Source organism: Antiquaquibacter metalliresistens (assembly GCF_029211225.1).
Lineage (GTDB): Bacteria > Actinomycetota > Actinomycetes > Actinomycetales > Microbacteriaceae > Rhodoglobus > Rhodoglobus metalliresistens.
Map to the genome: position 1 here is coordinate 257,913 of NZ_JARGEM010000003.1, position 22,152 is coordinate 280,064.

General features: G+C 68.6%; 24 protein-coding genes. 14 read left to right on the top strand and 10 right to left on the bottom strand.

Annotation, left to right across the window (positions count from 1 at the left end):
* Positions 1-19: 19 nt before the first annotated feature.
* From PYV02_RS06855 to PYV02_RS06870, 4 genes are all read left to right on the top strand, one after another.
* A complete protein-coding gene (locus PYV02_RS06855) occupies positions 20-832 on the top strand; it encodes a GIY-YIG nuclease family protein (protein ID WP_275757498.1) in 813 nt (270 codons plus the stop codon).
* Between the two features lie 60 nt (positions 833-892).
* Positions 893-2,107, top strand: a complete 1,215-nt coding sequence (locus PYV02_RS06860) for a hypothetical protein (RefSeq protein WP_275757500.1) — start codon at positions 893-895, stop codon at positions 2,105-2,107.
* A gap of 582 nt (positions 2,108-2,689) precedes the next feature.
* Positions 2,690-3,457 (top strand): hypothetical protein, encoded by a 768-nt coding sequence (locus PYV02_RS06865; protein ID WP_275757502.1) that lies wholly within the window; start codon positions 2,690-2,692, stop codon positions 3,455-3,457.
* Positions 3,458-3,502: 45 nt separating this feature from the next.
* Positions 3,503-4,135: an alpha-ketoglutarate-dependent dioxygenase AlkB gene (locus tag PYV02_RS06870; RefSeq protein ID WP_275757504.1), complete on the top strand. Its 633-nt coding sequence runs from the start codon at positions 3,503-3,505 to the stop codon at positions 4,133-4,135.
* Between the two features lie 6 nt (positions 4,136-4,141).
* Here PYV02_RS06870 and PYV02_RS06875 read toward each other — a convergent pair whose 3' ends face one another.
* The 5 genes from PYV02_RS06875 to PYV02_RS06895 form a co-directional block, all read right to left on the bottom strand.
* The gene (locus PYV02_RS06875) at positions 4,142-5,335 is read right to left on the bottom strand and encodes a cation:proton antiporter (protein ID WP_275757506.1); all 1,194 of its coding nucleotides are present in this window, start codon (positions 5,333-5,335) and stop codon (positions 4,142-4,144) included.
* A 4-nt stretch (positions 5,336-5,339) separates the two neighbouring features.
* Positions 5,340-5,834 (bottom strand): cation:proton antiporter regulatory subunit, encoded by a 495-nt coding sequence (locus PYV02_RS06880; protein WP_275757507.1) that lies wholly within the window; start codon positions 5,832-5,834, stop codon positions 5,340-5,342.
* 85 nt (positions 5,835-5,919) lie between these two features.
* Positions 5,920-6,714: a ferritin-like domain-containing protein gene (locus tag PYV02_RS06885; RefSeq protein WP_275757509.1), complete on the bottom strand. Its 795-nt coding sequence runs from the start codon at positions 6,712-6,714 to the stop codon at positions 5,920-5,922.
* A gap of 16 nt (positions 6,715-6,730) precedes the next feature.
* Positions 6,731-9,058 carry an SDR family oxidoreductase gene (locus PYV02_RS06890; RefSeq protein ID WP_275757510.1) on the bottom strand — a complete coding sequence of 776 codons (2,328 nt, stop codon included), beginning with the start codon at positions 9,056-9,058 and terminating at the stop codon, positions 6,731-6,733.
* Positions 9,055-9,861 carry a hypothetical protein gene (locus PYV02_RS06895; protein ID WP_275757512.1) on the bottom strand — a complete coding sequence of 269 codons (807 nt, stop codon included), beginning with the start codon at positions 9,859-9,861 and terminating at the stop codon, positions 9,055-9,057. Before PYV02_RS06895 ends, PYV02_RS06890 begins: the two co-directional genes overlap by 4 nt.
* Before the next feature lie 81 nt (positions 9,862-9,942).
* On the opposite strand from PYV02_RS06895, the gene PYV02_RS06900 reads away from it, so the two are divergent.
* Genes PYV02_RS06900 through PYV02_RS06910 form a run of 3 tightly spaced genes read left to right on the top strand, consistent with a single transcriptional unit; the run spans position 9,943 to position 13,130 of the window.
* Positions 9,943-10,755, top strand: coding sequence for an SDR family NAD(P)-dependent oxidoreductase (locus PYV02_RS06900; protein WP_275757514.1), 813 nt, complete (start codon positions 9,943-9,945; stop codon positions 10,753-10,755).
* Between the two features lie 33 nt (positions 10,756-10,788).
* Complete coding sequence (locus tag PYV02_RS06905; protein ID WP_275757516.1) at positions 10,789-11,448, top strand: lysophospholipid acyltransferase family protein; 660 nt, start codon at positions 10,789-10,791, stop codon at positions 11,446-11,448.
* An 11-nt stretch (positions 11,449-11,459) separates the two neighbouring features.
* Complete coding sequence (locus PYV02_RS06910; RefSeq protein ID WP_275757518.1) at positions 11,460-13,130, top strand: FAD-binding oxidoreductase; 1,671 nt, start codon at positions 11,460-11,462, stop codon at positions 13,128-13,130.
* A gap of 1 nt (position 13,131) precedes the next feature.
* Here PYV02_RS06910 and PYV02_RS06915 read toward each other — a convergent pair whose 3' ends face one another.
* Positions 13,132-13,701, bottom strand: coding sequence for a TetR/AcrR family transcriptional regulator (locus PYV02_RS06915; RefSeq protein WP_275757520.1), 570 nt, complete (start codon positions 13,699-13,701; stop codon positions 13,132-13,134).
* 4 nt (positions 13,702-13,705) lie between these two features.
* Positions 13,706-14,311: a TetR/AcrR family transcriptional regulator gene (locus PYV02_RS06920; protein WP_275757522.1), complete on the bottom strand. Its 606-nt coding sequence runs from the start codon at positions 14,309-14,311 to the stop codon at positions 13,706-13,708.
* A gap of 88 nt (positions 14,312-14,399) precedes the next feature.
* Here PYV02_RS06920 and PYV02_RS06925 point away from each other — a divergent pair, with 88 nt between their 5' ends.
* The 3 genes from PYV02_RS06925 to PYV02_RS06935 all read left to right on the top strand — a co-directional run bounded on the left by PYV02_RS06925 (position 14,400) and on the right by PYV02_RS06935 (position 16,538).
* The gene (locus PYV02_RS06925) at positions 14,400-14,666 is read left to right on the top strand and encodes a putative antibiotic biosynthesis monooxygenase (protein ID WP_275757524.1); all 267 of its coding nucleotides are present in this window, start codon (positions 14,400-14,402) and stop codon (positions 14,664-14,666) included.
* A 166-nt stretch (positions 14,667-14,832) separates the two neighbouring features.
* Positions 14,833-15,768 carry an ice-binding family protein gene (locus PYV02_RS06930; RefSeq protein ID WP_275757526.1) on the top strand — a complete coding sequence of 312 codons (936 nt, stop codon included), beginning with the start codon at positions 14,833-14,835 and terminating at the stop codon, positions 15,766-15,768.
* Positions 15,769-15,899: 131 nt separating this feature from the next.
* On the top strand, positions 15,900-16,538 hold the full coding sequence (locus tag PYV02_RS06935) for a MarC family protein (RefSeq protein WP_275757528.1): 639 nt from the start codon (positions 15,900-15,902) through the stop codon (positions 16,536-16,538).
* Here the strand turns inward: PYV02_RS06935 and PYV02_RS06940 are convergent.
* Positions 16,527-16,727 (bottom strand): putative acetyltransferase, encoded by a 201-nt coding sequence (locus PYV02_RS06940; RefSeq protein WP_275757529.1) that lies wholly within the window; start codon positions 16,725-16,727, stop codon positions 16,527-16,529. The two genes, PYV02_RS06935 and PYV02_RS06940, sit on opposite strands and share 12 nt — an antisense overlap.
* Complete coding sequence (locus PYV02_RS06945; protein ID WP_275757531.1) at positions 16,721-18,178, bottom strand: SDR family NAD(P)-dependent oxidoreductase; 1,458 nt, start codon at positions 18,176-18,178, stop codon at positions 16,721-16,723. The genes PYV02_RS06940 and PYV02_RS06945 overlap by 7 nt, the downstream gene beginning before the upstream one ends.
* A 601-nt stretch (positions 18,179-18,779) precedes the next feature.
* On the opposite strand from PYV02_RS06945, the gene PYV02_RS06950 reads away from it, so the two are divergent.
* Genes PYV02_RS06950 through PYV02_RS06965 form a run of 4 tightly spaced genes read left to right on the top strand, consistent with a single transcriptional unit; the run spans position 18,780 to position 21,692 of the window.
* Positions 18,780-19,091 carry a low molecular weight protein tyrosine phosphatase family protein gene (locus PYV02_RS06950; protein WP_275757533.1) on the top strand — a complete coding sequence of 104 codons (312 nt, stop codon included), beginning with the start codon at positions 18,780-18,782 and terminating at the stop codon, positions 19,089-19,091.
* Positions 19,092-19,131: 40 nt separating this feature from the next.
* Positions 19,132-20,019 (top strand): DMT family transporter, encoded by an 888-nt coding sequence (locus tag PYV02_RS06955; RefSeq protein ID WP_275757535.1) that lies wholly within the window; start codon positions 19,132-19,134, stop codon positions 20,017-20,019.
* Entirely contained in the window at positions 20,019-20,756 is a 738-nt protein-coding gene (locus tag PYV02_RS06960; protein ID WP_275757537.1) for a putative protein N(5)-glutamine methyltransferase, read from the top strand. The genes PYV02_RS06955 and PYV02_RS06960 overlap by 1 nt, the downstream gene beginning before the upstream one ends.
* A gap of 3 nt (positions 20,757-20,759) precedes the next feature.
* Positions 20,760-21,692, top strand: a complete 933-nt coding sequence (locus tag PYV02_RS06965; RefSeq protein ID WP_275757539.1) for a nucleoside hydrolase — start codon at positions 20,760-20,762, stop codon at positions 21,690-21,692.
* A gap of 3 nt (positions 21,693-21,695) precedes the next feature.
* Here PYV02_RS06965 and PYV02_RS06970 read toward each other — a convergent pair whose 3' ends face one another.
* Positions 21,696-22,130 carry a hypothetical protein gene (locus tag PYV02_RS06970; protein WP_275757541.1) on the bottom strand — a complete coding sequence of 145 codons (435 nt, stop codon included), beginning with the start codon at positions 22,128-22,130 and terminating at the stop codon, positions 21,696-21,698.
* Positions 22,131-22,152 lie beyond the last annotated feature (22 nt).

Consider the following 22,152-nt stretch of genomic DNA (forward strand, 5'->3'; position numbering starts at 1 on the left):
CTGAAAGGGAGGTCAGCTCGTGGCTTTGACGCTCGGACCGATCCTGCTCGACGCAGGCATCGACCTGTCGGACGCGCTGGTGATCCGTCATGCATATGTGCGTGAGCATGAGGACAGCGGGATCTCGGGCATTCATGCGGACTCGACGGACGCGGAGATTCTCGAGTACACGCGCAACCAGTCGGCGAACCCGCGGCGCTTCCCGGCCGACCCACCGCGCTTCTGGGTGGTCTTCATCCGGGAGGGAGGCGACCAAGCTCGGCTCTGGGCAGTGGTCGAGAACCGCAGCGAGATCGCGAACGACGGGGTACGCCGCATCTTCGACATGGCCGTCTCCGAACACATGGCGGATCTGCGTGGGCGTCTAGTCATTGGTTGGCGGTCCCCACGCACCTGGTGGATGCGTGCCAGTACCGCCGCGAGCTACCCCGTGATGGGCATCGCCGATGCCGAGCCGGTGCCCTTCCCCGGCTTCGATCGACTCGTGCTCGACTACTCGCAGCTGCAGGCAGTCATGCGCGAGCATCGCTACGCCTCGTGGCGCACGGCGCTCTCGTCTGTCGTGGGTATCTATCTGATCACAGACACTCGCGATGGGCGTCACTACGTTGGCAAGGCGGATGGAGAAGAGAACATCCGTCAGCGCTGGACCGTCTATGCGACGAACGGTCACGGCGGCAACGTTGAACTGAGGGGACTCGATCCATCGACGTTCCGCTACTCGTTGCTGCGCGTGTTCGATCCGTCGACGCCGACATCGGCGATTGACGCGTCGGAGAGCCATTTCAAGGTCGCGCTCGACTCGCGGCGGCACGGATTGAACCGCAACTAGGTTCCCCTTGGTGTCGGTGCGACCCGATAGGTTTGCTCGTGACTGCGAAGGGATCGAATGATGGCTGGGGAAGTTGAGATCGTCAGCGACGGCGATGGTGCCATTATCGCGGGCAAGCGGTCCGCAGTTGAGCGGTACCTCAAGCAGCTTGGACTGCTTGATCGTGCGCAGGACTTCAGCCTGAGCAAGCTGGGGCCGATCCTCAAGACAGGTTCCAATCTCGCGGCATCAGTCTCGCAGGTCGCTGAACAGTCGGCGATGTACCTAAAGCTCACGCCGGAGTCCGCGAAGCGACTCAAGGATGCCGATGGTCTGATGAAGACGAAGACCAAGGGCGTGAGCCACGCGATGCTCGGTCAAACGGGCAAGGACTCGCTGAAGTGGCTCCAAGTCGAGGACGGCGCTGGTGCTCTTCTGACTAATCCAGCGGTACTCGCAGGTGTGGGCGGTCTCATGAGCCAGTTCGCGCAGCAAGCGGAGGCTCGGGAGCTGCAAGAGCTGTTGGTCCGCATCGATGAGAAGCTCGACGATGTGCGCCGCGCGCAGCGTGATGCCGTGCTCGCCAGGATGAAAAGCTCCGCAGCCGCAATCGAGGAAGCGATGATTCTCCGCGCGGAAGGTGGAGACCCCCTAACCATCTGGGACAAAGTGAGCGGCGTCTCCAAGTGGATTCCGAACGTCGAGGAAGAAGCGCTTCTCGCGCTAGGCGCCCTTGCCGACAAGGTCGAAGGCAAGCGCAAGGCTGGCGAGCTGAAGAAGGCGACCCAAGAGATCGAGCGAGAGGTCGCACTCCACCTCGCCGTACTGGCGCGGTGCTTCGAGCTCCAGGATGAGTTTCGTGTGGTCGAGCTGGACCATGTGCTCGCAACGGCGCCGGATCGCCTTGAAAGCCATCGTCGGGGCCTGGCCATTGCGCGGGAGAAGCGACGTTCGGTCGTGACAGCGCAGACATCGCGACTGATGGCACAGATGGATGCGGCAGGCGGCATCGCGAACGAGAACATCCTGCTTCACGCCGGAGCAGCGCGGGCGGTGGTCGGGTCGCTCAACGCAACGGCGACGACCCTCGACGACTTTCACGGCCCGCTCGGTATCGAATCTTCTCGCGACGCCATGACGACGATCACGAGGCGCGAGGCGTTCCGCGATCCGCAGCAGCGGGCGACCGCTGGCAAAGAGATTGGACAGAAGGCCCTGGTCAGTGTTGGCGCGGTCGGGGCCGTGGCGCTGACTGTCTTCGCCGGTGCGAAGGGCGCCTCCAAATCCAGCACTTGAGCAGGGTGTTGACTTTCTGCTCGATTGCTTCATAATCAGGCGGTGTTGCGCTCACCGAACGCGACCGTGTGGATCACGAATTGAGACACCGGCTCGCCGAAGATGGGTCGCGATGGTTGCCGCGTTGAAGCCGAGCTTCTCGCCAACCGCCGCAAGCGACAGTCCAGACTGGTAGAGCTGGCTGGCCGTAGCAACTTGCGCCGAGGAGATCGCGTGAACCCTTGGGAGTTCTCCGTGACGCTTGAGCGCTGCACGAATGGTGGTGCGATGAACGTCATATCGCCACGCCAGGTCCTTCATCGAAGTCCCGGATCGGTAGCCCTCCAAGATGGCTTGCTGAATCTCAGCGGGAAGCTCTTTCGGTGGTCGAACCCTGGCAACGGTTGGTTCTCGCTCGATACGTTCCGCTCGTGCTTTCTCGATCAGAGACTGAACTTGACGGGTTGTCACTTTCGTATTCGAGTAAGCGCCCAGGACGCCCACCAACGAGAAGAATCCCGGCCGCAAGGTCGGGGTTCTTCTCGTTTCGTGGTCCGGAGTGCACGGCCGTGCTCGCTGGGGAGACTCGGCTACAGTTGCTCGGTGACCGACCTCAGCCTGCGTCTGCCGAACACGCGCCTTCGCGCGGTGCTCCTCCTCGGCCCGAAGCGGGCGGCGAGCATCACGCTGCCGACCCGGTTCGCCGCCCCCGATCTCTACGCCGATTGGGATCCCGACGACGGTGTGGCCTCGCTGTTCGTGGAGTACGACGACGGTCAGTTGCACCTGGAGACGCGCGGCGACGACATCGTCGACTCCCACTTCCACGACCGTGACGGCGCGGAGAGCGACCGCAGCCCGTGGCCGGTCGACGACACCGCGGTGCTGACGCGGTGGGCATCCCTGCTGCTGGCGGACTTCCACGCGCTGCTCCCCGGCATCTTCGACGACATCACGGATGCCGCGGCCTGGCACGAGGCGGGCTTCGACCTCTACGTGTGCGAGGTCGAGGAGCCGGTGCAGCTCGACCTGGTCGAGGTAGAGATCGAGGGCGAGCTCATGACCCTGCCGTGGCTCGGGGCCGGCACGGTGGCGAACGACCACGTGGACGGGGAGGGGCATCCGGTCGCGCTGTATTGGGGCGACGGCGCCGGCGAGCCCGACCAGCCCATCGCGGAGGCGCGGCTCGACGCGGAGACCGAGGAGCCGATCATGCGCGCGGTGCCCGGTGTGGACTGGGATGCCGTGGGCCTGCCCCAAGACGAGGTGCTCGAGTGGTTCGCCAGCATCTACCTCAACCATCACGTCATCCCGGCGGCGGAGGGGACGCTGCTCGAGGCCGTGCTGCGCCGCATGGGCGGCCTCGACTGAAAGAAACGCTCGAACACACGTTCGAATGTTGCTACGCTCGATGCCATGAGCATCGCGTTCCAGACCTCGCTTCTCGACGACATCTTCTCCGAGCCCGAACTGCGGCCGCTCGGTGCGATGGTGGAGCGCCGCACCCTCGACGAGGGCGCCTGGATCGATGTGCGACCCGGCTGGCTGTCGAACTCCGACGCACTGTTCGAGCGGCTCGCGGTGCAGGTGCCGTGGAAGGCCGATCGGCGCGAGATGTACGACCGCGTGGTCGACGTGCCGAGGCTCGTCTCGTGGTTCGGGGCGGGGATGCCGCTGCCCGACCCCGTGCTCGCGGAGGCGCAGCACGCGCTCAACGACCACTATGGGCGGCCGCCCGGTCAGGTCTTCGAGACCGCCGGGCTGTGCTTCTACCGCACCGGCGATGACTCGGTCGCCTGGCACGGCGACCGGGTGGGCCGCGCGATCGACCGCGACACGATGGTGGCGATCCTCTCGGTCGGCGCGGAGCGCACCCTGTCGGTGCGGCCGAAGGGCGGCGGCGCCACGATGCGGTTCCCGGTGGGGCATGGCGATCTGGTGGTGATGGGCGGCAGCTGCCAGCGCACCTACGAGCACGCGATCCTGAAGACGAAGAGCGCGGTCGGGCCGAGGATCAGCATCCAGTTCCGGCCGGTGTGGCCGCGGTAGCGCTCCTCAGGCCGCGGCTCGCGCCTCGGCCGCCAGGCGTCGCCGCTTGACGGCGGCCTTGAACCACGCGGCATCCGGGATCCTGGCCAGCAGCGGGCCCGCGATGATCGTGATGAGCACGTAGGCGGCAGCGAGCGGCGCGAGCATCGGTTCGATTCCCGCGGTGACGGCGAGGCCGGCGATGACGATCGAGAACTCGCCGCGCGGGGTGAGCACGAGCCCGGCGCGCCAACGGCCGGGCACGGCGATGCCCGCACGCTTGGCGGCGAGGTACCCGGAGAGCACCTTGCTCGCGATCGTGAGGGTCGCCAGCACCGCGGCGGGAACCAGCACCGGCACGATGTCGGCGGGGCTCGTGGAGATGCCGAAGAACACGAAGAACACGGCCGCGAAGAGGTCGCGCAGGGGCGTGAGCACGCGGCCGGCCTGGTGCGCGACCTGCCCGGAGAGCGCGATGCCCACCAGGAAGGCCCCGACCGCCGCCGAGACGCTCACCTGCTCGGCGAGCCCCGCGATGAGCATGGTTAGCCCGAGCACCCCCAGCAGGAGCGATTCGCCATGGTTGGCGGAGAAGAGCGCCGAGACGATGCGGCCGTGGCGCAGGGCCAGGAAGAGGATCACGACCACCACGCCGACCGCGATCACGACCGTCGTCGCGCCCTGCAGCAGGCCTGCACCGATGACGAGCGCGGAGAGGATCGGCAGGTAGAAGGCCATCGCGAGGTCTTCGATCACGAGCACCGACAGCACGACCGGCGTCTCGCGGTTGCCGAGTCGGCCGAGATCCCGCAGCACCTTGGCGATCACCCCGGATGATGACACCCACGTCACACCCGCGAGCGCGACCGCCGCGATCGGGCCCCACCCGAGCAGCAGCGCGAACGCCGCCCCCGGCAGGGCGTTGAGCAGTGCGTCGAGCACCCCCGCGACGCGCGACTGCTTGAGGCTCTGCACGAGTTCGGTCGCCGAGTACTCCAGGCCCAGCATGGCCAGCAGCAGGATGACGCCGAGCTGCGAGCCGACCTCGAAGAACTCGGTGCTGGCATCCAGCGGCAGCAGGCCGCCTTCGCCGACGGCGAGACCAGCGAGCAGGTAGAGGGGAATCGGCGAGAACCCGAACCGCGCGGCGAGGCGACTGAGAATGCTCAAGACGAGCAGCAGGGCGCCGACCTCGATGAGCAGCACGGTGGTCTCGTGCATGCGGTCAGCTCGGCCCGCGGTCGATCAGTTGGGCGAGGGCATCCAGGCCCTTGCGGGTGCCGACGGCGAGGAGCACGTCTCCCGGCTCGAAGATCACGTCCGGGGTGGGCGATGGCACCGCCTGGGTGCCGCGCGCGATCGCGACGATGGAGGAGCCGGTGAGCGTGCGCGCCTTCGTGTCGCCCATCGGCCTGCCGATGAACTTGGAGCCGACCGGGAGGGCGATCTCCTCCGTGTAGAGTCCGGTCGCCTTCTCGCCAAGGCTCGAGAGCCGACTGAGCGTCAGGGATGCGCCGAGCACCTCCGCGAGGGCGGCCGCCTCGTCGTCGGTGAGCGGGATGGAGTCGGTGCTGGCATCGGGATCGTCAACATCGAAGAGGGCCAGGTCGCGCTCGCCCGAGCGGTGCGACACCACCGCGATGCGGCGACCGCTCGCCGTGATCACGTCGTTGCGCACGCCGATGCCCGGCAGATCGACCCGCTCGATGCGCACTCCCACGGGGCTACGGTAGCAGTGCGCGGCGCTCGGCTCCGCACGTGCTGCGGCCGGAACCCAGCCCGATCCCGCGGGCGACGAGGCGTGTCTAGGCCGCGACCCCGTACTTCTTCATCGCCGTCTCGACGATGGTGAGCCCCTCGAGCCCCGGCATGCGGGAGATGTGCTCGTCGAGCTTGCGGATCTCGCGCATCCCTTCCTCGCCGGAGAAGATGTGGCCCATCACGAAGTTGACCTCGACCGGGCCCATCACGCTCGAGCCGACCGGGCCCCACGCGTTCTTGAGCGCGAAGCGTGCGAGCACCTGGGCCTTCTTGCTGCCGGCGAGCCGCTCGCGCGCCTGGGTGGCGTAGAACGCGACGTGCCGCGCCTCCTGCTTGGCGATACGGCGCAGCAGTTCGGCGAGCACGGGGTGGTTCTCGAGGTCGGCCAGCCGGTTGTAGGCCGCGACGGCCGACCACTCGTTCGCGGCGCCCCAGATCATGTGCACCGCGATGAAGTCCTTGCCGACGATGTTGCCCAGCAGCGACTGCTTGATCGGGTCGAGGCGGTCCTTCCAGCCGAGCTTGAGGCGGGTGGCCTTGAGCTCGTCGAAGTCCATCGTGATGCCGTGGGCGGCGAGCACGGCGGCGAGCGCCTCGCCGTGCCAGAACTCCTCGCGATTCCACATCGTCATGAAGGCCGAGACGTCGGCCTCCTTGTGGGACGGGGTGACCAGCAGGTCGCGCAGGTAGCAGACCGTGTGGTACTCGATCTCGGCCATGTAGCGCAGCGCGCGCAGGGTGTCGGGCGGCAGCGGATGCTCGGCGAAGTCCCCGAAGTCGAGATCCTGCCAGGCGACCTTCGTCGAGGTGCTCGTGTACTTGTCGATGTCAAAGGCCATGGCTACCGAAGCGGCGTCAAGACGCCCGCTCGACTCCTTCCGTGACGCTCGGGGTTTCGGGTGTGGAGCTGGTTGCACGAGGCGCCGGGGCGGGTCGGCGCTTCCAGTCAAGCACGTTCCAGTGCTTCTCACGCGCGTGTCGATAGAGCTGGATGTCCGGGTTCACGGCGTTCGGATGCCCGAGCAACTGCAGCCACACCAGATCGGCGTGACTGTCGCCGTAACCGTAGGAGTGTGCGAGGTCGTAGCCGTGCTGCGCCGCGTAGTGCCGCAGCCAGGCGGCACGTGCCTCGTCGACGAGCGGGGGGTCGGCGAGGAAGCCGGTGAGCACGCCATCGCGCTCCTGCATGCGGCCCGCGACCACCTCGTCGAAGAACGGCAGGAAGGGGGTGACCATGAGGTCGATCGAGCCGGTGACGAGGATGGTGCGGTGGCCGGCATCCCGGTGCTCCTGCACGCGCGCGAGCGCCTCGGGCAGGGCGCGGCGCAGCATGGCGCGCCCGAACCCGCCGCGCACCTCGCGCTCGATCTCGGCCACCTTGAAGCCCTGGTAGCGACGCATGAAGGTGCGGATGAACTCGCCGCGGTCCCGACGTTCGGCGCGCAGGTACTTGCGCAGCGAGAACGCGAAGTTGGCGAGGTCGTGCGCGACCCGTGAACGCGGCACGGTGCCGGCCCACAGCGTGAGGTATTGCTTGACGAGGTTCGACTCGAGCACGGTGCCCTCGAGGTCGAAGACGGCGACGACATCGGATCGCGCGGGCAGCATCCGCGCGCCCCGCGCCTTGGCCGCGGGCCGCTTGCCGAACGCGCGGGTGAGGGTGGTGACGGCGGGGAAGTGGATTTGCTGGAAGTAGTGCTCCCAGTCGATCTCGAGCACGTCGAAGCCCTCGTCGGCGCGCACCTCGGGGGAGAGGGTCGCCAGCAGCGCCCTGGTGTTGGTGTCGTCGAAGATGATCTCGGTCTGCACGTAGGCGCGGTAGAGCTCCGTGAAGGCGCGCAACTGCTGCAGCCCGTGCTGGCCCTTGACTAGGGTGTCGAGCCAACGCCGGGTGCGCGGGGTGGTCGGCAGCTTCTCGACCCAGCGCTGGGCGCGCGCGGCCTGGCGCTCACGCTGCGTGAGCGCCTTCTCGACCTTCTGCCCACCCGGGAAGCGCCACTTCGGCACCCGGATCTCGCCCTTCTCGTCGGGCAGAGGATTCGCCGTGAAGTAGGTGTGCACGTTCTCGTACATGCGGTGGAACGGCAGCGGATTAGTCTTGCCCGAGACCACCTGGAAGTACTTCGGTTCACGCGGCACGGCCGTGCGGGCGGCGACCGCGAGGGCGGCGTTGACGACGAAGTCGACGGGGATGACGTCGAGCACCGAATCGGGCAGGCCCGGGAAGTCGGGCAGCTGTCCGCGACCGTAGGCGATGATGAGCGGGTCGGCGACCTTGAAGCCGTCGATCCACCCCGGGAAGGGGTGGTGCAGCGCGCTCTCGATGATCGAGGGGCGCACGACCGACAGTCGGTGCCCGGCGTCGGCCCAGAGCTCTTCGGCCGCGCGCTCGGCGAAGGCCTTCGTGAGCGTGTAGACGTCGGTCCAGCCGAGGCTCTCGGCGCGGGTGCGGCCGTAGTCCACGAGCCGCTCGCGCACCCACTCGGTGCGCGCGGTCTCCGCGAAGGCGGCGACCGCCTGCGGACCGGTCTTGCCGTGCCGCGCCTTCGCCCGCTCCAGCTGGCGGCGCAGCGCCTCCGGCTGCCGGGACTCGAGCTCGACGCGCACGCGGGCCGACTTCGCGGCCTCGTACTCGGCCCGCCAGTCGACGTCATGGGTGAGGGATGCCTCGGGCGCGATGCCCTTACGGATGCCGCCGACGTACGCCGTGGAGATGTGCACGACGTGCGGGTCGCTCTTCGAGGCCAGGAGCGCCCCGTAGACGCCGTGCGCGCCGCCGACGTTGGTGTCGAACGCCTCGTCGATGGGCGGGTCGAACGAGACGGTGGATGCACTGTGCAGCACGACGTCGATGTCGTCGGGCAGGGTGCCCACGTTTGAGAGCGAGCCGTCGTGGGCGACGACGCGACGGGCCCACTGGCGCTTGGCCTCATCCTCGCCGACCCGTTCGATCCAGGAGGCGAACACGGGCTTGCGCAGCATGTTCGTCAGGCGCGCCGCCGGGCTCAGGCTGCCCTTGCCGCGCACGAGCACGGTGATGCGGGTGTCGGGATGCGACGACAGCAGTCGCTCGAGAATCGCCTGCCCGAGAAACCCGGTGCCGCCCGTGAGAAACACGTGCTCGTTCGTGAGCACGGGCGCGTACTCGCTGTTCGCGGGGCTCACGATCTTCTTGGGACTCACAGTCGCGCGGCCTTCCGGATCAGCCCGAGGCTGGCCTGGCCGGGCAGCGTGTCCACGCGGGCGTCGAGCGCGGCGACGAGCTCCGGTGCGGAACGGAACAGGGTGTCGAAGAAGAACTCGGTCTCGTGGGCGGGCTCGGCCTTCGCGCCGATCGGCCACGGCGTCTTGGCGAGCCGCCGACGCACCAGGCGCTGCGAGCGGGGGGCGTCGGTCAGCCGGAACCGGGACTGCGCCTCGAAGAAGTCGAGCTGACGCTGCTTGATGGTCAGCAGCTCGGCGATCGTGGCCGACAGTCGCGCGTTGCCGGCGAGTTGCTCGATGCGCGTGTAGGCGGCCATGTTGAGCCATTGGTCGACCGTGCCGAGCGTCATGTGCACGGTGATCATCGGCAGGCCGATGATGTTGGCCACGATCGACTCCCGGATCGTGCGTTCCTCGGGGGTGGTGAACGGGGCGCGGTCGGGTTGTGTGCCTTCCGGGGCATGAACGAGCTGGATCTGCTCGAGCGCGTCCGCGATCCAGTACTTCTCGAACGCCCAGGTGGTCAGGAATGCGGTGATGCGCGCATCCTTGTGCGTCGCCGTCACGAGCACGCTGCGCAGATGGGTCATGGTGGCGCGTTCGACGATCTGCAGATAGCGCAGCAGGCGCAGCACGTCCGCGCTGAGCGGCGTTGCCCGGTAGGCGTCGAGTCCGAGCTGCTCGCGGTGCGTGCCGGCGGCGGTGCGCGCGTACTCCCGCACGTCGAAGTCGGGGGCCGGGAAGCGCATGATGTCGACGGGCGCCTCCTTCTGCTCCGGCATTGATTCCTCCATGGCTGCGTCGCTGATTTTCACGAGTCTAGCCGCCTGACGCTACGGGGCCCGTAGCGTAAGCTCAGCGTCATGGCAACGGCTCTGATCACGGGCGGAACCTCCGGCATCGGTGCAGAGTTCGCCCGCCAGCTGGCTGCCGAAGGGCACGATCTCGTGCTCGTGGCGAGGGACGCGGCGCGTCTCGAGACGAGTGCCGCCCAACTCCATGCCGCGTACGGCATCAATGTCGAGAGTCTTCGCGCCGATCTCGGCGATCGTGCGGATGTCGCCCGTGTCGCAGCCCGCATCGGCGACGCCGCGCGTCCCATCGATGTGCTCGTCAACAGCGCCGGGTTCGCGGTGCACGCCCCGCTCGCCTCGGCGGACACGGCCCAGCATGAACATGCCTTCGAAGTCATGTGTCGCGCGATTCTGGTGCTCGGCGGCGCGGCGGCCCGGGCGATGCGCGGTCGTGGTGGCCGCATCATCACCATCTCCAGCCTGCAGAGCTTCCTCGCGACCGGCTCGTACGCGGCGATCAAGGCCTGGGTCACCGCATACAGCCAGAGCTTGGCCGTCGAACTGCGCGGCACCGGCATCACGGTGACCGCCGTGTTGCCGGGGTGGGTGCGCACCGAGTGGCACGAGCGCTCCGGCGGCCGCCGCAGCAACCTGCCCGGGTTCCTGTGGACGCAACCGCAGGCGGTGGTGCGCATCGCCTTGCGCGATTCGCGCCGCGGCAAGGTGGTGTGCATACCCACGGTTCGGTACCGAGTGCTCGGATGGTTTGCCCGGCACCTTCCGCAACGCACGATCCGGTGGGTCTCGGCCGGTATCTCCTCATCCGGAAGGGCGGGCGGCTCCGAACAGCAGGATGTGACCCCCGCGAAGGCCCGACCCTAGATGCCCACGTACGACCGGTTCACTTCGCGGACGATGGCGACCGCGCGGTTCGTCGCGCAGCGCGGGCTGCTCAAGCCCCTCGTCTGGCGGCTCACCAGGGTCTCGGTGCACGGGCTCGACGACATCGCCGCGCTGGACGCACCGTTCATCGTGGTCGCCAACCACTCCAGCCACCTGGATGCGCCGTTGATCATCGGGGCGCTGCCGCGGCGCAAGGCCCGGTACCTCGCCGCCGGTGCCGCCGCCGACTACTTCTTCGACGTCCGCTGGCGCAAGTGGCTCACGACCCTCTTCTTCAACGCGTTCGCGATCGAGCGCAATTCCGAGGGCAAGCGCACCGGGTCATCCCGTTCGCTGCTCGAGCGCGGGGTGCCGCTGCTGATCTTCCCGGAGGGCGGGCGTTCGAAGACCGGGCAGCTCGGTCGCTTCAAGCCGGGAGCCGCTGCGCTGTCGATCGCGACGGGCGCGCCCTGCCTGCCGACGGCGATCGTGGGAGCGAGCACCGCGATGCCGCGTGGCGTGAACTGGCCGAAACGCGGCAGACTGCCGGTGGCCGTGGTGTTCGGGGCGCCGATGACGCGCGCCGAGGGCGAAACCGCGGAAGAATTCACCCACCGCATCCACGACGCGGTGCAGATACTGCACGAGAGGATCCTGCCGCTGCCGGCCGGATCGCACCGAGGTACCCGATGACAGGAGCAGGCATGACCGACGTCAAGCACATGAAGTGGTGGGGCTGGGGCCTCGACGGGGTGGGGTTCCACCACGAGGACAAGCCCGGCTTCGCGCCCTTCGTGCTCGAGGCCGTCGGCCTCGACCTGAAGACGGCGACCACCGCGGTCGAGCCCTCGTTCGACGAGCTCGAGGTGCCGAAGTCCAAGGCGTCGGCGGCGTTCGTGAAGGCGCTCACCGCCATCGTCGGCGCCGAGCACGCGACCACCGACGACATGGTGCGCGTCATCCACACCTATGGCAAGTCGCTGCGCGACCTGGTGCGCATTCGCGGCAACATGATCCTGCGTGCGCCCGACGTCGTGGTGTACCCGGCCGACGAGGCCCAGGTGCAGGCGATCGTGGATGCTGCGGTCGCCGCAGACGCGGTCATCATCCCGTTCGGCGGCGGCAGCAACATCGCCGGCAGCCTCGAGCCGATCCCCGCGGAGAAGCGCACCATCGTCTCGCTCGACCTCGGCCGGCTGCGCGAGGTCGTCGACATCGACGCCGATTCGGGCCTCGCCCGCATCCAGGCCGGCGCACAAGGGCCGGACCTCGAGGCCCAGCTCAAGGCCAAGGGGTGGACCATCGGTCACTTCCCGGACTCCTTCACGCACTCGACCGTCGGCGGCTGGGTCGCGACGCGCTCGAGCGGCATGCAGTCCGACAAGTACGGCGACATCGCCGACATCGCGCGCGGCATGCGCGTGGTGCGTCCCGGCGGCGTGCTGGTGCTGCGTCCGCTGCCGAGCACGTCGAGCGGACCGAGTGTGCGCGAGATGATCCTCGGCTCGGAGGGCCGCCTCGGCGTCATCACCGAGGTCACCGTGCAGGTGCATCGCATCCCGGCCAAGCGCGACGTCTACGCCTACTTCTTCCCGAACTGGAAGGCCGGCATCGCCGCGATGCAGGAGATCAGCGAGTCGGATGCCACGCCATCGATCACCCGCATCTCCGACTCCAACGAGACCGGCTTCTCGCTCGCGACGAGCAAGGACCGCAAGGGCTTCGACAAGTTCCTCGCGGGCACGGTGCTGCCCGGGCTCATGAAGTCGAAGGGCTGGAACCTCGACGACATCTGCTTGAGCTTCATCGGGTACGAGGGCAGCGTGTCCCACGCCAAGCGTCAGAAGAAGCTCGTCGATGCGATCGTCAAGAAGCACGGCGGCATGGGCGTGGGCACGGGCCCCGGCATCCTCTACGACCAGAAGAAGTTCGACACCCCCTATCTGCGCGACTTCCTGCTCGACCGGGGGGCGGCCGGCGACGTCTCGGAGACCGCGGCGCCGTGGTCGAAGCTCATCGCCGTGCACGAGAACGCCTACGCCGCGGCCCAGGGCGCCTACGACCAGCTCGGCATCAAGGGCTGGATCATGTCGCACCTCTCGCACTCGTACCACTCGGGGGCGTGCCTCTACTTCACCTTCGCCTTCGTGTTCGACAAGGATCCGATCGCCGAGTACAACCTGGTGAAGAACGCGATCCAGCAGTCCTTCGTCGACAGCGGCGCGACGATCTCGCACCACCACGGCGTGGGCGTCGAGCATTCGCCGTGGCTGTCGCAGGACATCTCCGAGCAGGGCGTGGTCGTGATGCGCGCGCTGCTCGAGGGTGCGGATGCCGGGGCCAACTTCAACCCGGGCAAGGTGCTGCCGCGCTGAGTCAGCGTGCCTCGAACGCCGGCCAGATCAAGCCGAGCACGGACTCGACCCAGGCGTCGTCGGTCTCCCGTCCACGGATGAGCTCGGCGATCACCACGCCGAGCAGCATGCTCATCACGAGTTCGATGTCGATCTCGTCGGGGATCTCGCCGGCCTCGACCCGGGCACGCAGCGTGTCGCGGAGGGGGCGGGTGGAGGTGCGGATCATCTCCAGCAGCAGGGTGGTGAACTCCGGGTCTTCGTTGGCGAGCACCGCGGCGACCGTACCGCGGCCGATCACCTGCTCGATCGTGTCGCTGGCGTTGCGCAGCACCCAGCCGAGCGTCTCACGGGTCGTCAGGTCGGTGGGGATCGCGACGGCCGCCGACGCCGAGGTCACCACCCCGGTCAGCAGCGAGGCGCGGTTGGAGAACCGGCGGTAGATCGTGGTCTTGGCGACACCGGAGGCGGCGGCCACGGATTCGACGCTCACCGCGAGCGGCCCACGACTGCGCAGAATGTCGAGCGTCGCCGCGACGATGCGCTCGTCCGCCTTGGAGCGGCGAGCGGGCTGCACGAGCGGGCTCGTCATGTGCTCATGATACGGGCGACGGGTCCGCGAGCATCGCGTCGAGGGCTGCGCGAGCGGTCGCGACGACGGCGGCGCGGCGACGGGTGAGACGGCCGGGGTCGGGCCAGGTCATCCCCGTGTACAGGCGGTCGAGATTCGGCAGCGCCTGATACCCGTCGGCGAGGGTCAGGATCGTCAGCAGTAGTTCTTCCGCCTGTTCGCGAGTCAGCGCGGGAACGGCGTCGAGCACGCGCTCCACCTTCACCGTCGAGCGCTCGCGTCGGGACTCCTCGTCCACCGGGGTGCCGAGTTCGAGGCCCTCCCAGAAGGTGAGTCTGGCCAGCTCGGGATGCGCGCACTGGTAGTCGAAGACCCGCGCGGCATAGTCGGTGATCGCTTCGATCCCGTGCCCGGTGATCGGCACGGCATCCATCACGAGCGCGAGCTGGTTGGAGAGCACGGCGCCGAAGAACTGCTCCTTGTTGCCGAAGTACTGGTAGATGCGTTCCTTGTTGACACCGGCGGTCGCGGCGATGCGGTCGACTCGGGCGCCGGCGAGGCCGCGCGCGCTGAACTCGGCGGTGCCGGCGTCGAGCAGCCGCTGCTTCGTGCGTTCGATGTCCCAGGCCATATCGCCATGGTACGCGATTCCAACCGAATAGTTGCAGATTCGCGACACCGGCGGTATGGTTTTGCCAACCAGACAGTTGGAGAACAGCATGACCGAACTCGAAACACCCCAGCGTGCCGCCGCGCCGTCGTCGCCAGCCGCCCCGCCTTCCGTGCACGTGCGCGCGCTGATCACCTGGCTCGCGATCTTCCCGCTCGTGGCCGTCGGCCTCAGCGTCATGGCCTCGTTCGCGTCCGAGTGGCATCCCGTGCTCCGCGCGCTCGTGCTCACCGCCGTGGTGGTGCCGACCGCCGTGTACATCGTCGTGCCGAGGCTCCTCGCCCTCTACGTGAGACTGCGCGCCGGCCGTTCCTGAGCCGCGCGCCCGTTACCGAACTGCGCACCCCCCGAACGGGGCTAGACCTTGACATCTACCGGTGCGGAGCGCAGCCTGGGCACAGGATCAGTTGGCACGAACCGAGGGACGCACATCCCGCTGATCATGAACGGTGCGACCGAACTCATGATCAAAGCAGGTGCAAATGCTTCTTCGTCCAACCCTTCTCCGCGCATCCGGGGTGGCACTGCTCGCCGGTGCCCTCACCTTCGCAGGCACCGCCGGCGCGGCGCACGCTGCGCCTGGCGACGTCGGATTCCTCGGCACCGCTGAGACGTTCTCGGTGCTTGCCGGCTCGAGCGTGACCAACTCCGGTGCAGGCACCTTCCTCCCCGGCGACCTGGGCGTCAGCCCGGGCACGGCGCTCGTTGGCTTCGTTCCGGCGAACCTCGGTGGGGCATCCTATTCGGCCGGACCGGTGGCGCTCACGGCGCAGGACGACGTGACCACGGCGGCCAACGCGCTCATGGCCGTGCCGAACTACGACGTCGGCTCCGCGAACCTCGGCGGATTCACCTACACCTCCGGTTCGTACTCGTCGGCGACCTCGCTCGACCACACCGGCACCATCACCCTTCAGGGCGACGAAGACGACGTGTTCATCTTCACCGCGGTGAGCTCGCTCACCTCCGGCGCGGGCGCGGACTTCGCGTTCATCGGCCCCGTGCAGGCCTGCAACATCTTCTGGCGAGTCGGCAGCTCCGTCTCGATCGGCACCGGTGCCGCATTCGTCGGCACCGCGATCGCACAGGCGAGCGCGACCGTGGGCACGAATGCGACCATCGAGGGGCGCCTCTTCGCCCAGACCGCGGCCGTGACGCTGCTCGACAACGTCTTCACGACTCCGGGTTGTTCCGGCGGTGGCGACGGCACGACCATCGGAACGGCGATCGCGCCGCTCGACACCGCCACGGGCGTTCCCCGAGCCGTGGTCACGGCCGATACCGGCACCGCGGCCGCCCCCGGGCTTCCCGCGACCGGGGAGACCACATCCCTCGCACTGGGTGCCTTCGCAGTCGCCGTGCTCGCGCTCGGCGGCGTCTTCCTCGGCCTCCGGAGTCGACGACCGCGTCGTTCATAGGCGCTCGCCCGCAGTCGGGTTCGCGGGCGCGAATGGGATGCCGGGGGGCATCCGTAGCACGGGGTCGAGACCACCAGAGGGGTACGCGGGTCTCGGCTCCGGGGGAAGTCCCTGCTCGCTAGGCTCCTGCCATGGATTCGATCAGCGCCCCTTCGCTCGTCACCGGCGCCATCGCCCTGTTCACGATCACGAATCCGATCGGCACGTTGCCGATCTTCCTCGAACTCACCAAGGACATGCCGCCCGCGAAGCAGCGGCGCACCGCCGTGCTCGTCGCGATCGCCGTCGTGGTGGTGCTGGTGGTGGCCCTCGTCGGCGGCACCTTCGTGCTCGACGCCTTCGGCATCGACATGACCGCGTTCAAGATCGCCGGCAATCTGCTCGTCGCCTCGATCGGCTGGGCGATGCTCACCGCGAAGTCCGATCCGGTCGCCGTCGAGCCGGGCCAATCGCCGGTCGTCGTGCCGCTCGCGATTCCGGTGCTCGCCGGTCCTGGTGCGATCGCGCTCGTGATCACCTTCGCGCACGAGTACACCGGCCTCGTCGACTACCTGCTCGGCATCGCCACCGTCATCGTGATCGGCGCCGCGGTCGCGCTCGTCTACGCCGCGGGGCCCTGGGTGGCGCGGGGGCTCAAGTCCACGGGGATGAGCGTGCTCACCCGAGTGTTCGGGTTGCTGCTGCTGGCCATCGCTCTGCAGGCGATCCTCGCCGCGCTTGCACTGGCGTTCCCGGCCTGGGCGGGGTCCGCTCCGACCTCAGGGTCGTGATTGCGGTGGCGGTGGCACCGGCTTCGCCGCGATGACGTCGGCGATCGCGATCGTCTCCACGCCGCGCTTGCCGTCGACCACGAGATGCGACTCGTCCGCGGTCAGCAGCATCCCGAGCGCGTCGGTGGCCCGTCCGTCGGGCAGCCGGTAGCGCACGACCACGCGCATTCCGGGCAGCAGGTTCACCACTGGCCGGGCCGGTAGTCCTTCAGGAACACGCCGAACACGTCTTCGCCGGCCTCGCCGCGCACGATCGGGTCGTACACGCGCGCGGCGCCGTCGACGAGGTCGAGCGGGGCGTGGAAGCCCTCCTCCGCGAGGCGCACCTTCGTCGGGTGCGGTCGCTCGTCGGTGATCCAGCCGGTGTCGACGCTCGTCATGAGAATGCCGTCCGACTCGAACATCTCGCGCGCGCTCGTGCGGGTGAGCATGTTCACCGCGGCCTTGGCCATGTTGGTGTGCGGATGCCCCGGCCCCTTGTACCCGCGACCGAACACCCCCTCCATCGCGCTCACGTTGACCACGTACTTTCGACGGGCCGCGGACGCACGCATCGCAGGCCGCAGCTTGGAGATCAGGATGAACGGCGCCGTCGAGTTCGCCAGCTGCACCTCGAGCAACTCGATCGGTTCGACCTCGTCGACCTTCTGCGTCCACGAGTTCACGTCGTGCAGGTCGGGCACAAGCCCGCCCGCGTCGATCGCGGTACCCGCCGCGAGGCGCTCGAGCGAACTCGACCCCGCGGCCATCGCCTGCTCGGTGAGTTCCTCGGCCTTCGCCGCCGCGGCGGCGAGGATGGGGTGCGCCGTCACCGAGCGGGCGAGCGCGAGCGGGTGGGCGTCGTTGGTGTGACCGAAGGTGACCAGCTCGGGCAGGGGACCGTCTGGCAGCGGGGCGAGCTCGGCATCCACGAGCGGCTGGTAGGCGCCGGGGGAGCGGCGCACCGTCTGGGTGGCGTTGTTGATGAGGATGTCGAGGGGGCCGGCGGCCGCGACATCTTCGGCCAGTCCGATCACCTGGGCGGGGTCGCGCAGGTCGATGCCGACGACCTTGAGGCGGTCGATCCACTCGGGGGAGTCGGGCAGGCTCGTGAAGCGGCGCACGGCATCCCGGGGAAAGCGCGTCGTGATCGTGGTGTGTGCGCCGTCGCGCAGCAGCCGCAGCGCGATGTACATGCCGATCTTCGCGCGGCCGCCGGTGAGCAGCGCGCGCTTGCCGGTGAGGTCGGCGCGGGCGTCGCGCTTGGCGTGGCTCATCGCCGCGCAGTCCGGGCAGAGCTGGTGATAGAACGCGTCGACGACCGTGTACGGCTGCTTGCAGATGTAGCAGGCGCGCGCCTTGATCAGGGTGCCCGCGGTGGGCGCGCTGATGCGCTGTTCGAGGGGGATGCCGCGGGTCTCGTCATCGATGCGGTCCGGTGCACCCGTGGCGGTCGCGGCCACGACCGCCCGATCGGCATCGGCGACGACCGCCCGCAGTTCGAGGCGGCGGGCCTTCTTGACGGCCTTGAACATCTTCGCGGTGGCCTGGCGCACGGCCACGAAGTCGGGGTGTTCCTCATCGAGCTCGGCCATGCCGCGCAGCACTCGGAGGGTCGCCTCCAGATCTGCGGGATCGATGGCGGGGGTCTCGGAGGTCACAGAAGATTGTACCCGGGCGACCCGTGAGCTCACGGGATGTGAGTTCTTCTCTCCAATACTCTTGACGCGGTGGATGCACAGCTTGTTGACTGTGGCCCGTCGGGGCGGCGCTGGGTTGCGGGGCCTTGACTGCTGGGTCGCTGGTGGGTAAGTCGAGAAGGGCATCTGGTTTAGGTGGAATCTGAGGGTGCGCCCCAGAGGGCCGACGTCGAGCGCGTCTGGATGGGCATGATTGCTGGGGGCACGACACGTGGTGAGGGGCATCAATGGGCTGCCCAATGGGTGGAGCGTAGTGTCGAGCCACGGGAACTCATGGTTATGCGCGGCCTGCAGTACATCCACGGCTACGAGGTGCTGCGCAAGTCTGATCTCGAGATGAGGCAGGACTTCGAACGGTGGAAGGCGGACTGCGCAGCATACGATTGCGATCCGAAAGGTTGGCTTCGAGGCCGCCTCGAGATTGCCCGACGGGCGGTGGCTGAAGGAAAGGCCTGATGCAGTCGTGAGAACGCCGGCGCCGCAAGCGGTCCGTAGACGGAGCTCACAACTATCTTGCGGAGCGGTCCTTGCGGTCGTCCGATTCATCTGACTGGTTGACCCCGTGAACATCCTGTTCCTCTGCAGCCGTAACCGCCTGCGCAGTCCGACTGCCGAGCGTGTGTTCGCCGACCATGCCGAGACGGATTCGGCGGGCCTCGCACCCGACGCCGAGCTGCGTCTCTCGGGCGACCAGGTGCAGTGGGCCGATCTCATCGTTGTGATGGAGAAGTCGCACCGATCGAAGCTGAAGCGGGCGTTCCCGCGACAGTTGGCGGGCAAGCGGGTCGTGTGTCTCGACATCCCAGACGACTACACGTTCATGCAGCCCGAGCTCGTCGAGTTGCTCGAGAAACGGATGGCGAAGTACCTCTAGCGCGCCACCACCCCGCCCGCCGACATGGCACGCTGTCACTGTGATCCTCACCCTCTCCCTCGCCTTGGCCTGCGCTCTCGCCTACGGCGTCTCCGACTTCTTCGGCGCGGTGGGCGCGCGTCGCCTGCGCGTGCTGCCGGGCACGACCATCACCTACGTGATCGCGCTGCTGACCCTCCTCGTGGCGCTGCCGATCGTCGGCGGGGCGTGGTCGGGCGAGACCGTGTTCTGGGGCGCGCTCGCCGGGGTCGTTGCGATCCTGGGGTTCCTCGCCTTCTACGCCGCGCTCGCGGCCGGACCCATCAGTCTCGCAGCACCGCTGATCGCCGTGCTCGGTTCCCTCGTGCCGGTGGTCGTCGCGGTTGTGCTCGGCGAGCGACTGTCCCCGCTCGCGTGGGTCGCTGTCGTCGTCGCGCTCGCCGGCGCCGGGTTGATCTCGGTGACGCGCCCAGGTGCGAAGTCCAGCATCCCGCCCAAGACGATCGTGCTCGGCGTGCTCGCGGGCGTGATGCTGGGGCTCTCGATCGTCTTCCTCGACCAGGCACCGCGAGAGTCGGGGGTCACATCGGCGGTCGTCGAGATCACCGTCGGGGTGGTGCTGCTCGGTGTGCTGCTGCTCGTCGTGCGCCTGCCTGCCGGACGCCGCCTGCTGGGCATGCTCGACGAGCCGCACGATGGCCCGCAGCCGACGGTCGCTCGCGCGCGAGTCGCGAGCGCGCTCGGCGGCGTGCTGCTCGGCTGCGCGAACGCGTTCCTGCTGGCCGCGCTGCAGTCGGGCAGCCTCGCGATCGTCTCGGTGCTCGTCGGGCTCTACCCGGTAGCGACCATCGTGCTCGCGAGGTTCGTGCACCACGAGCGACTCGCCCCGGTGCAACTGATCGGCGTCGTGCTCGCGATCGGTGCGTGCGTGCTGCTGGCGTTGGCCTGATGGCGAGCATCGTCGAACGACTGCGCGCCGCCGGCTGCGTCTTCGCCGAAGATGAGGCGGCGCTGCTCGAGGCGGCGACGGATGACCCCGCCACCCTCGAGGCGATGGTGCAGCGACGCGCCCAGGGCACACCCCTGGAGGTCGTGCTCGGTTGGGCGGAGTTCGCTGGCCGTCGCATCCTGATCGATGACGGCGTCTTCGTGCCGCGGCCGCGCACCGAGGCGCTCGTGGCCGCTGCGATCGAGCGGGGTCGGCCGGGCGGGGCGGTGCTCGACCTGTGCTGCGGTTCCGGTGCGGTCGGGCTCGTCGTCGCCGGGGCGCTCGGCGGCACCCTCGCCGCCACCGACCTCGACCCCGCCGCGGTCGCGTGCGCACGCCGCAACGGCGTCGATGCTCTGCTCGGTGACCTCTACGCGCCCCTGTCGCCCGCGCGGTTCGACGTGATCACCCTCGTCGCGCCCTACGTGCCGACCGACGACATCCGGTTGCTGCCGCGCGAGGCGCGACTGTTCGAGCCGCCCGTCACCCTCGACGGCGGGGCGGACGGCCTCGACGTGGTGCGGCGCGCGGTGGCCGGGGCGCCCGCGTGGCTTGCCTCCGGCGGCTGGTTCGTGACCGAGGTGAGCGAACGGCAGGCGGATGCCGTGGCCGCCGCCATCGAAGTGGCCGGGCTCGTGGCATCCATCGTGCGCGACGACGAACTCGATACAACGGTGGCCGTCGGACACTACGTTTGAGCCATGGCCCGCAAACTGATTCTCGACTGCGACCCCGGTCTCGACGACGCCCTCGCGCTGCTGCTCGCGCACGGTGACCCGGCGCTCGAGCTCGTGGGGGTGACCACGGTCGGCGGCAACGTCAGCCTCGAGAACACCACGCGCAACGCGCTCGAACTGCGGGAGTATCTGAAGTTTCCGACGGTGCCGGTCTCCGCGGGTGCCGATCGCCCGCTCGTGCGGGAACCCGTCGACGCCTCGCACGTGCACGGCGAACGTGGACTCGGTGACATCGTGCTGCCCGCGGCGACGCTGCAGGACACGGGGGAGCACGCTGCCGACTTCATCGTCGAGGCACTGCGCAAGACCCCGGGTGCGATCGATCTCGTCGCGACCGGGCCGCTGACGAACATCGCCCTCGCCCTGCAACGCGAACCGGCGATCGCCCGCTGGGTGCGCTCGTTCACGATCATGGGCGGGTCCGCGACGCGCGGCAACGCGACGCCCGCGGCCGAGTACAACATCTACGCCGACCCGGAGGCCGCCGCGATCGTCTTCGCCGCAGACTGGAACGTCACCATGATCGGCCTCGATCTCACGCTGCAGGCGCAGGCCAATGACGCGGTGATCGAACGGATGAAGCGGCTCGGCGCTCTCGCGGACGAGCTCATCGTGCCCCTGGCCACCTTCTTCTCGAACCCCGACGATCCGGCGTGGGACGGCCAGTCGGTGCACGACGTGTGCGCCGTGGCGTACGTCAGCCGTCCCGACCTGTTCGAGCTGCGTCCCGCGCGCGTCGACGTGGAACTGAAGGGCCAGTTCACGACCGGCATGACCGTCGTCGACTTCGACCCCCTCATCCCGAACGCGAACGTCGCGGTGCGCCTCGAGGTCGCCGACTTCTGGGCCTATGTCGAGTACGCGTACGCGAGGGTCGCGGCCGAGCACACCGCCTGAGGCTCAGCCCGTGATGAGGGCGTTGCAGTCGGTCTCGGTCGACGGGTCGACGATGAAGATCTGCACGCCCTCGGCCTCCAGGCTTCCCCACGCGATCTGGCAGTTGCCGATCAGGTCCGACTCGCCGAGCGCGCTCGGGAACTCGAATCGCACCGTCATCGCGTCGAGGAACTCCACGGTCGGGCGCGGGTCGCGGCCCTTCGCGTAGGTCTCGGCGAGCAGCGCCACGGTGCCGCTCGGCAGCTCCCCGCCGATCACGACGACCTCGTCACTGCTCGTGTCGGCCTCGGTCTGCGTCTCCGCTTCGGCAATGGGTGCGTCCGCGGTACCGGAGTCCGGGGTTGTCGGCGTGCCCGCGCATCCGGTGAGCGCGAGGGCAAGGATGGCTGCGGCGCCGAGTGCGGCGGCCAGACGGCGGCGAGGTTCGGTGTCGATCATGGCTCCACCCTGCCCGGGCGGC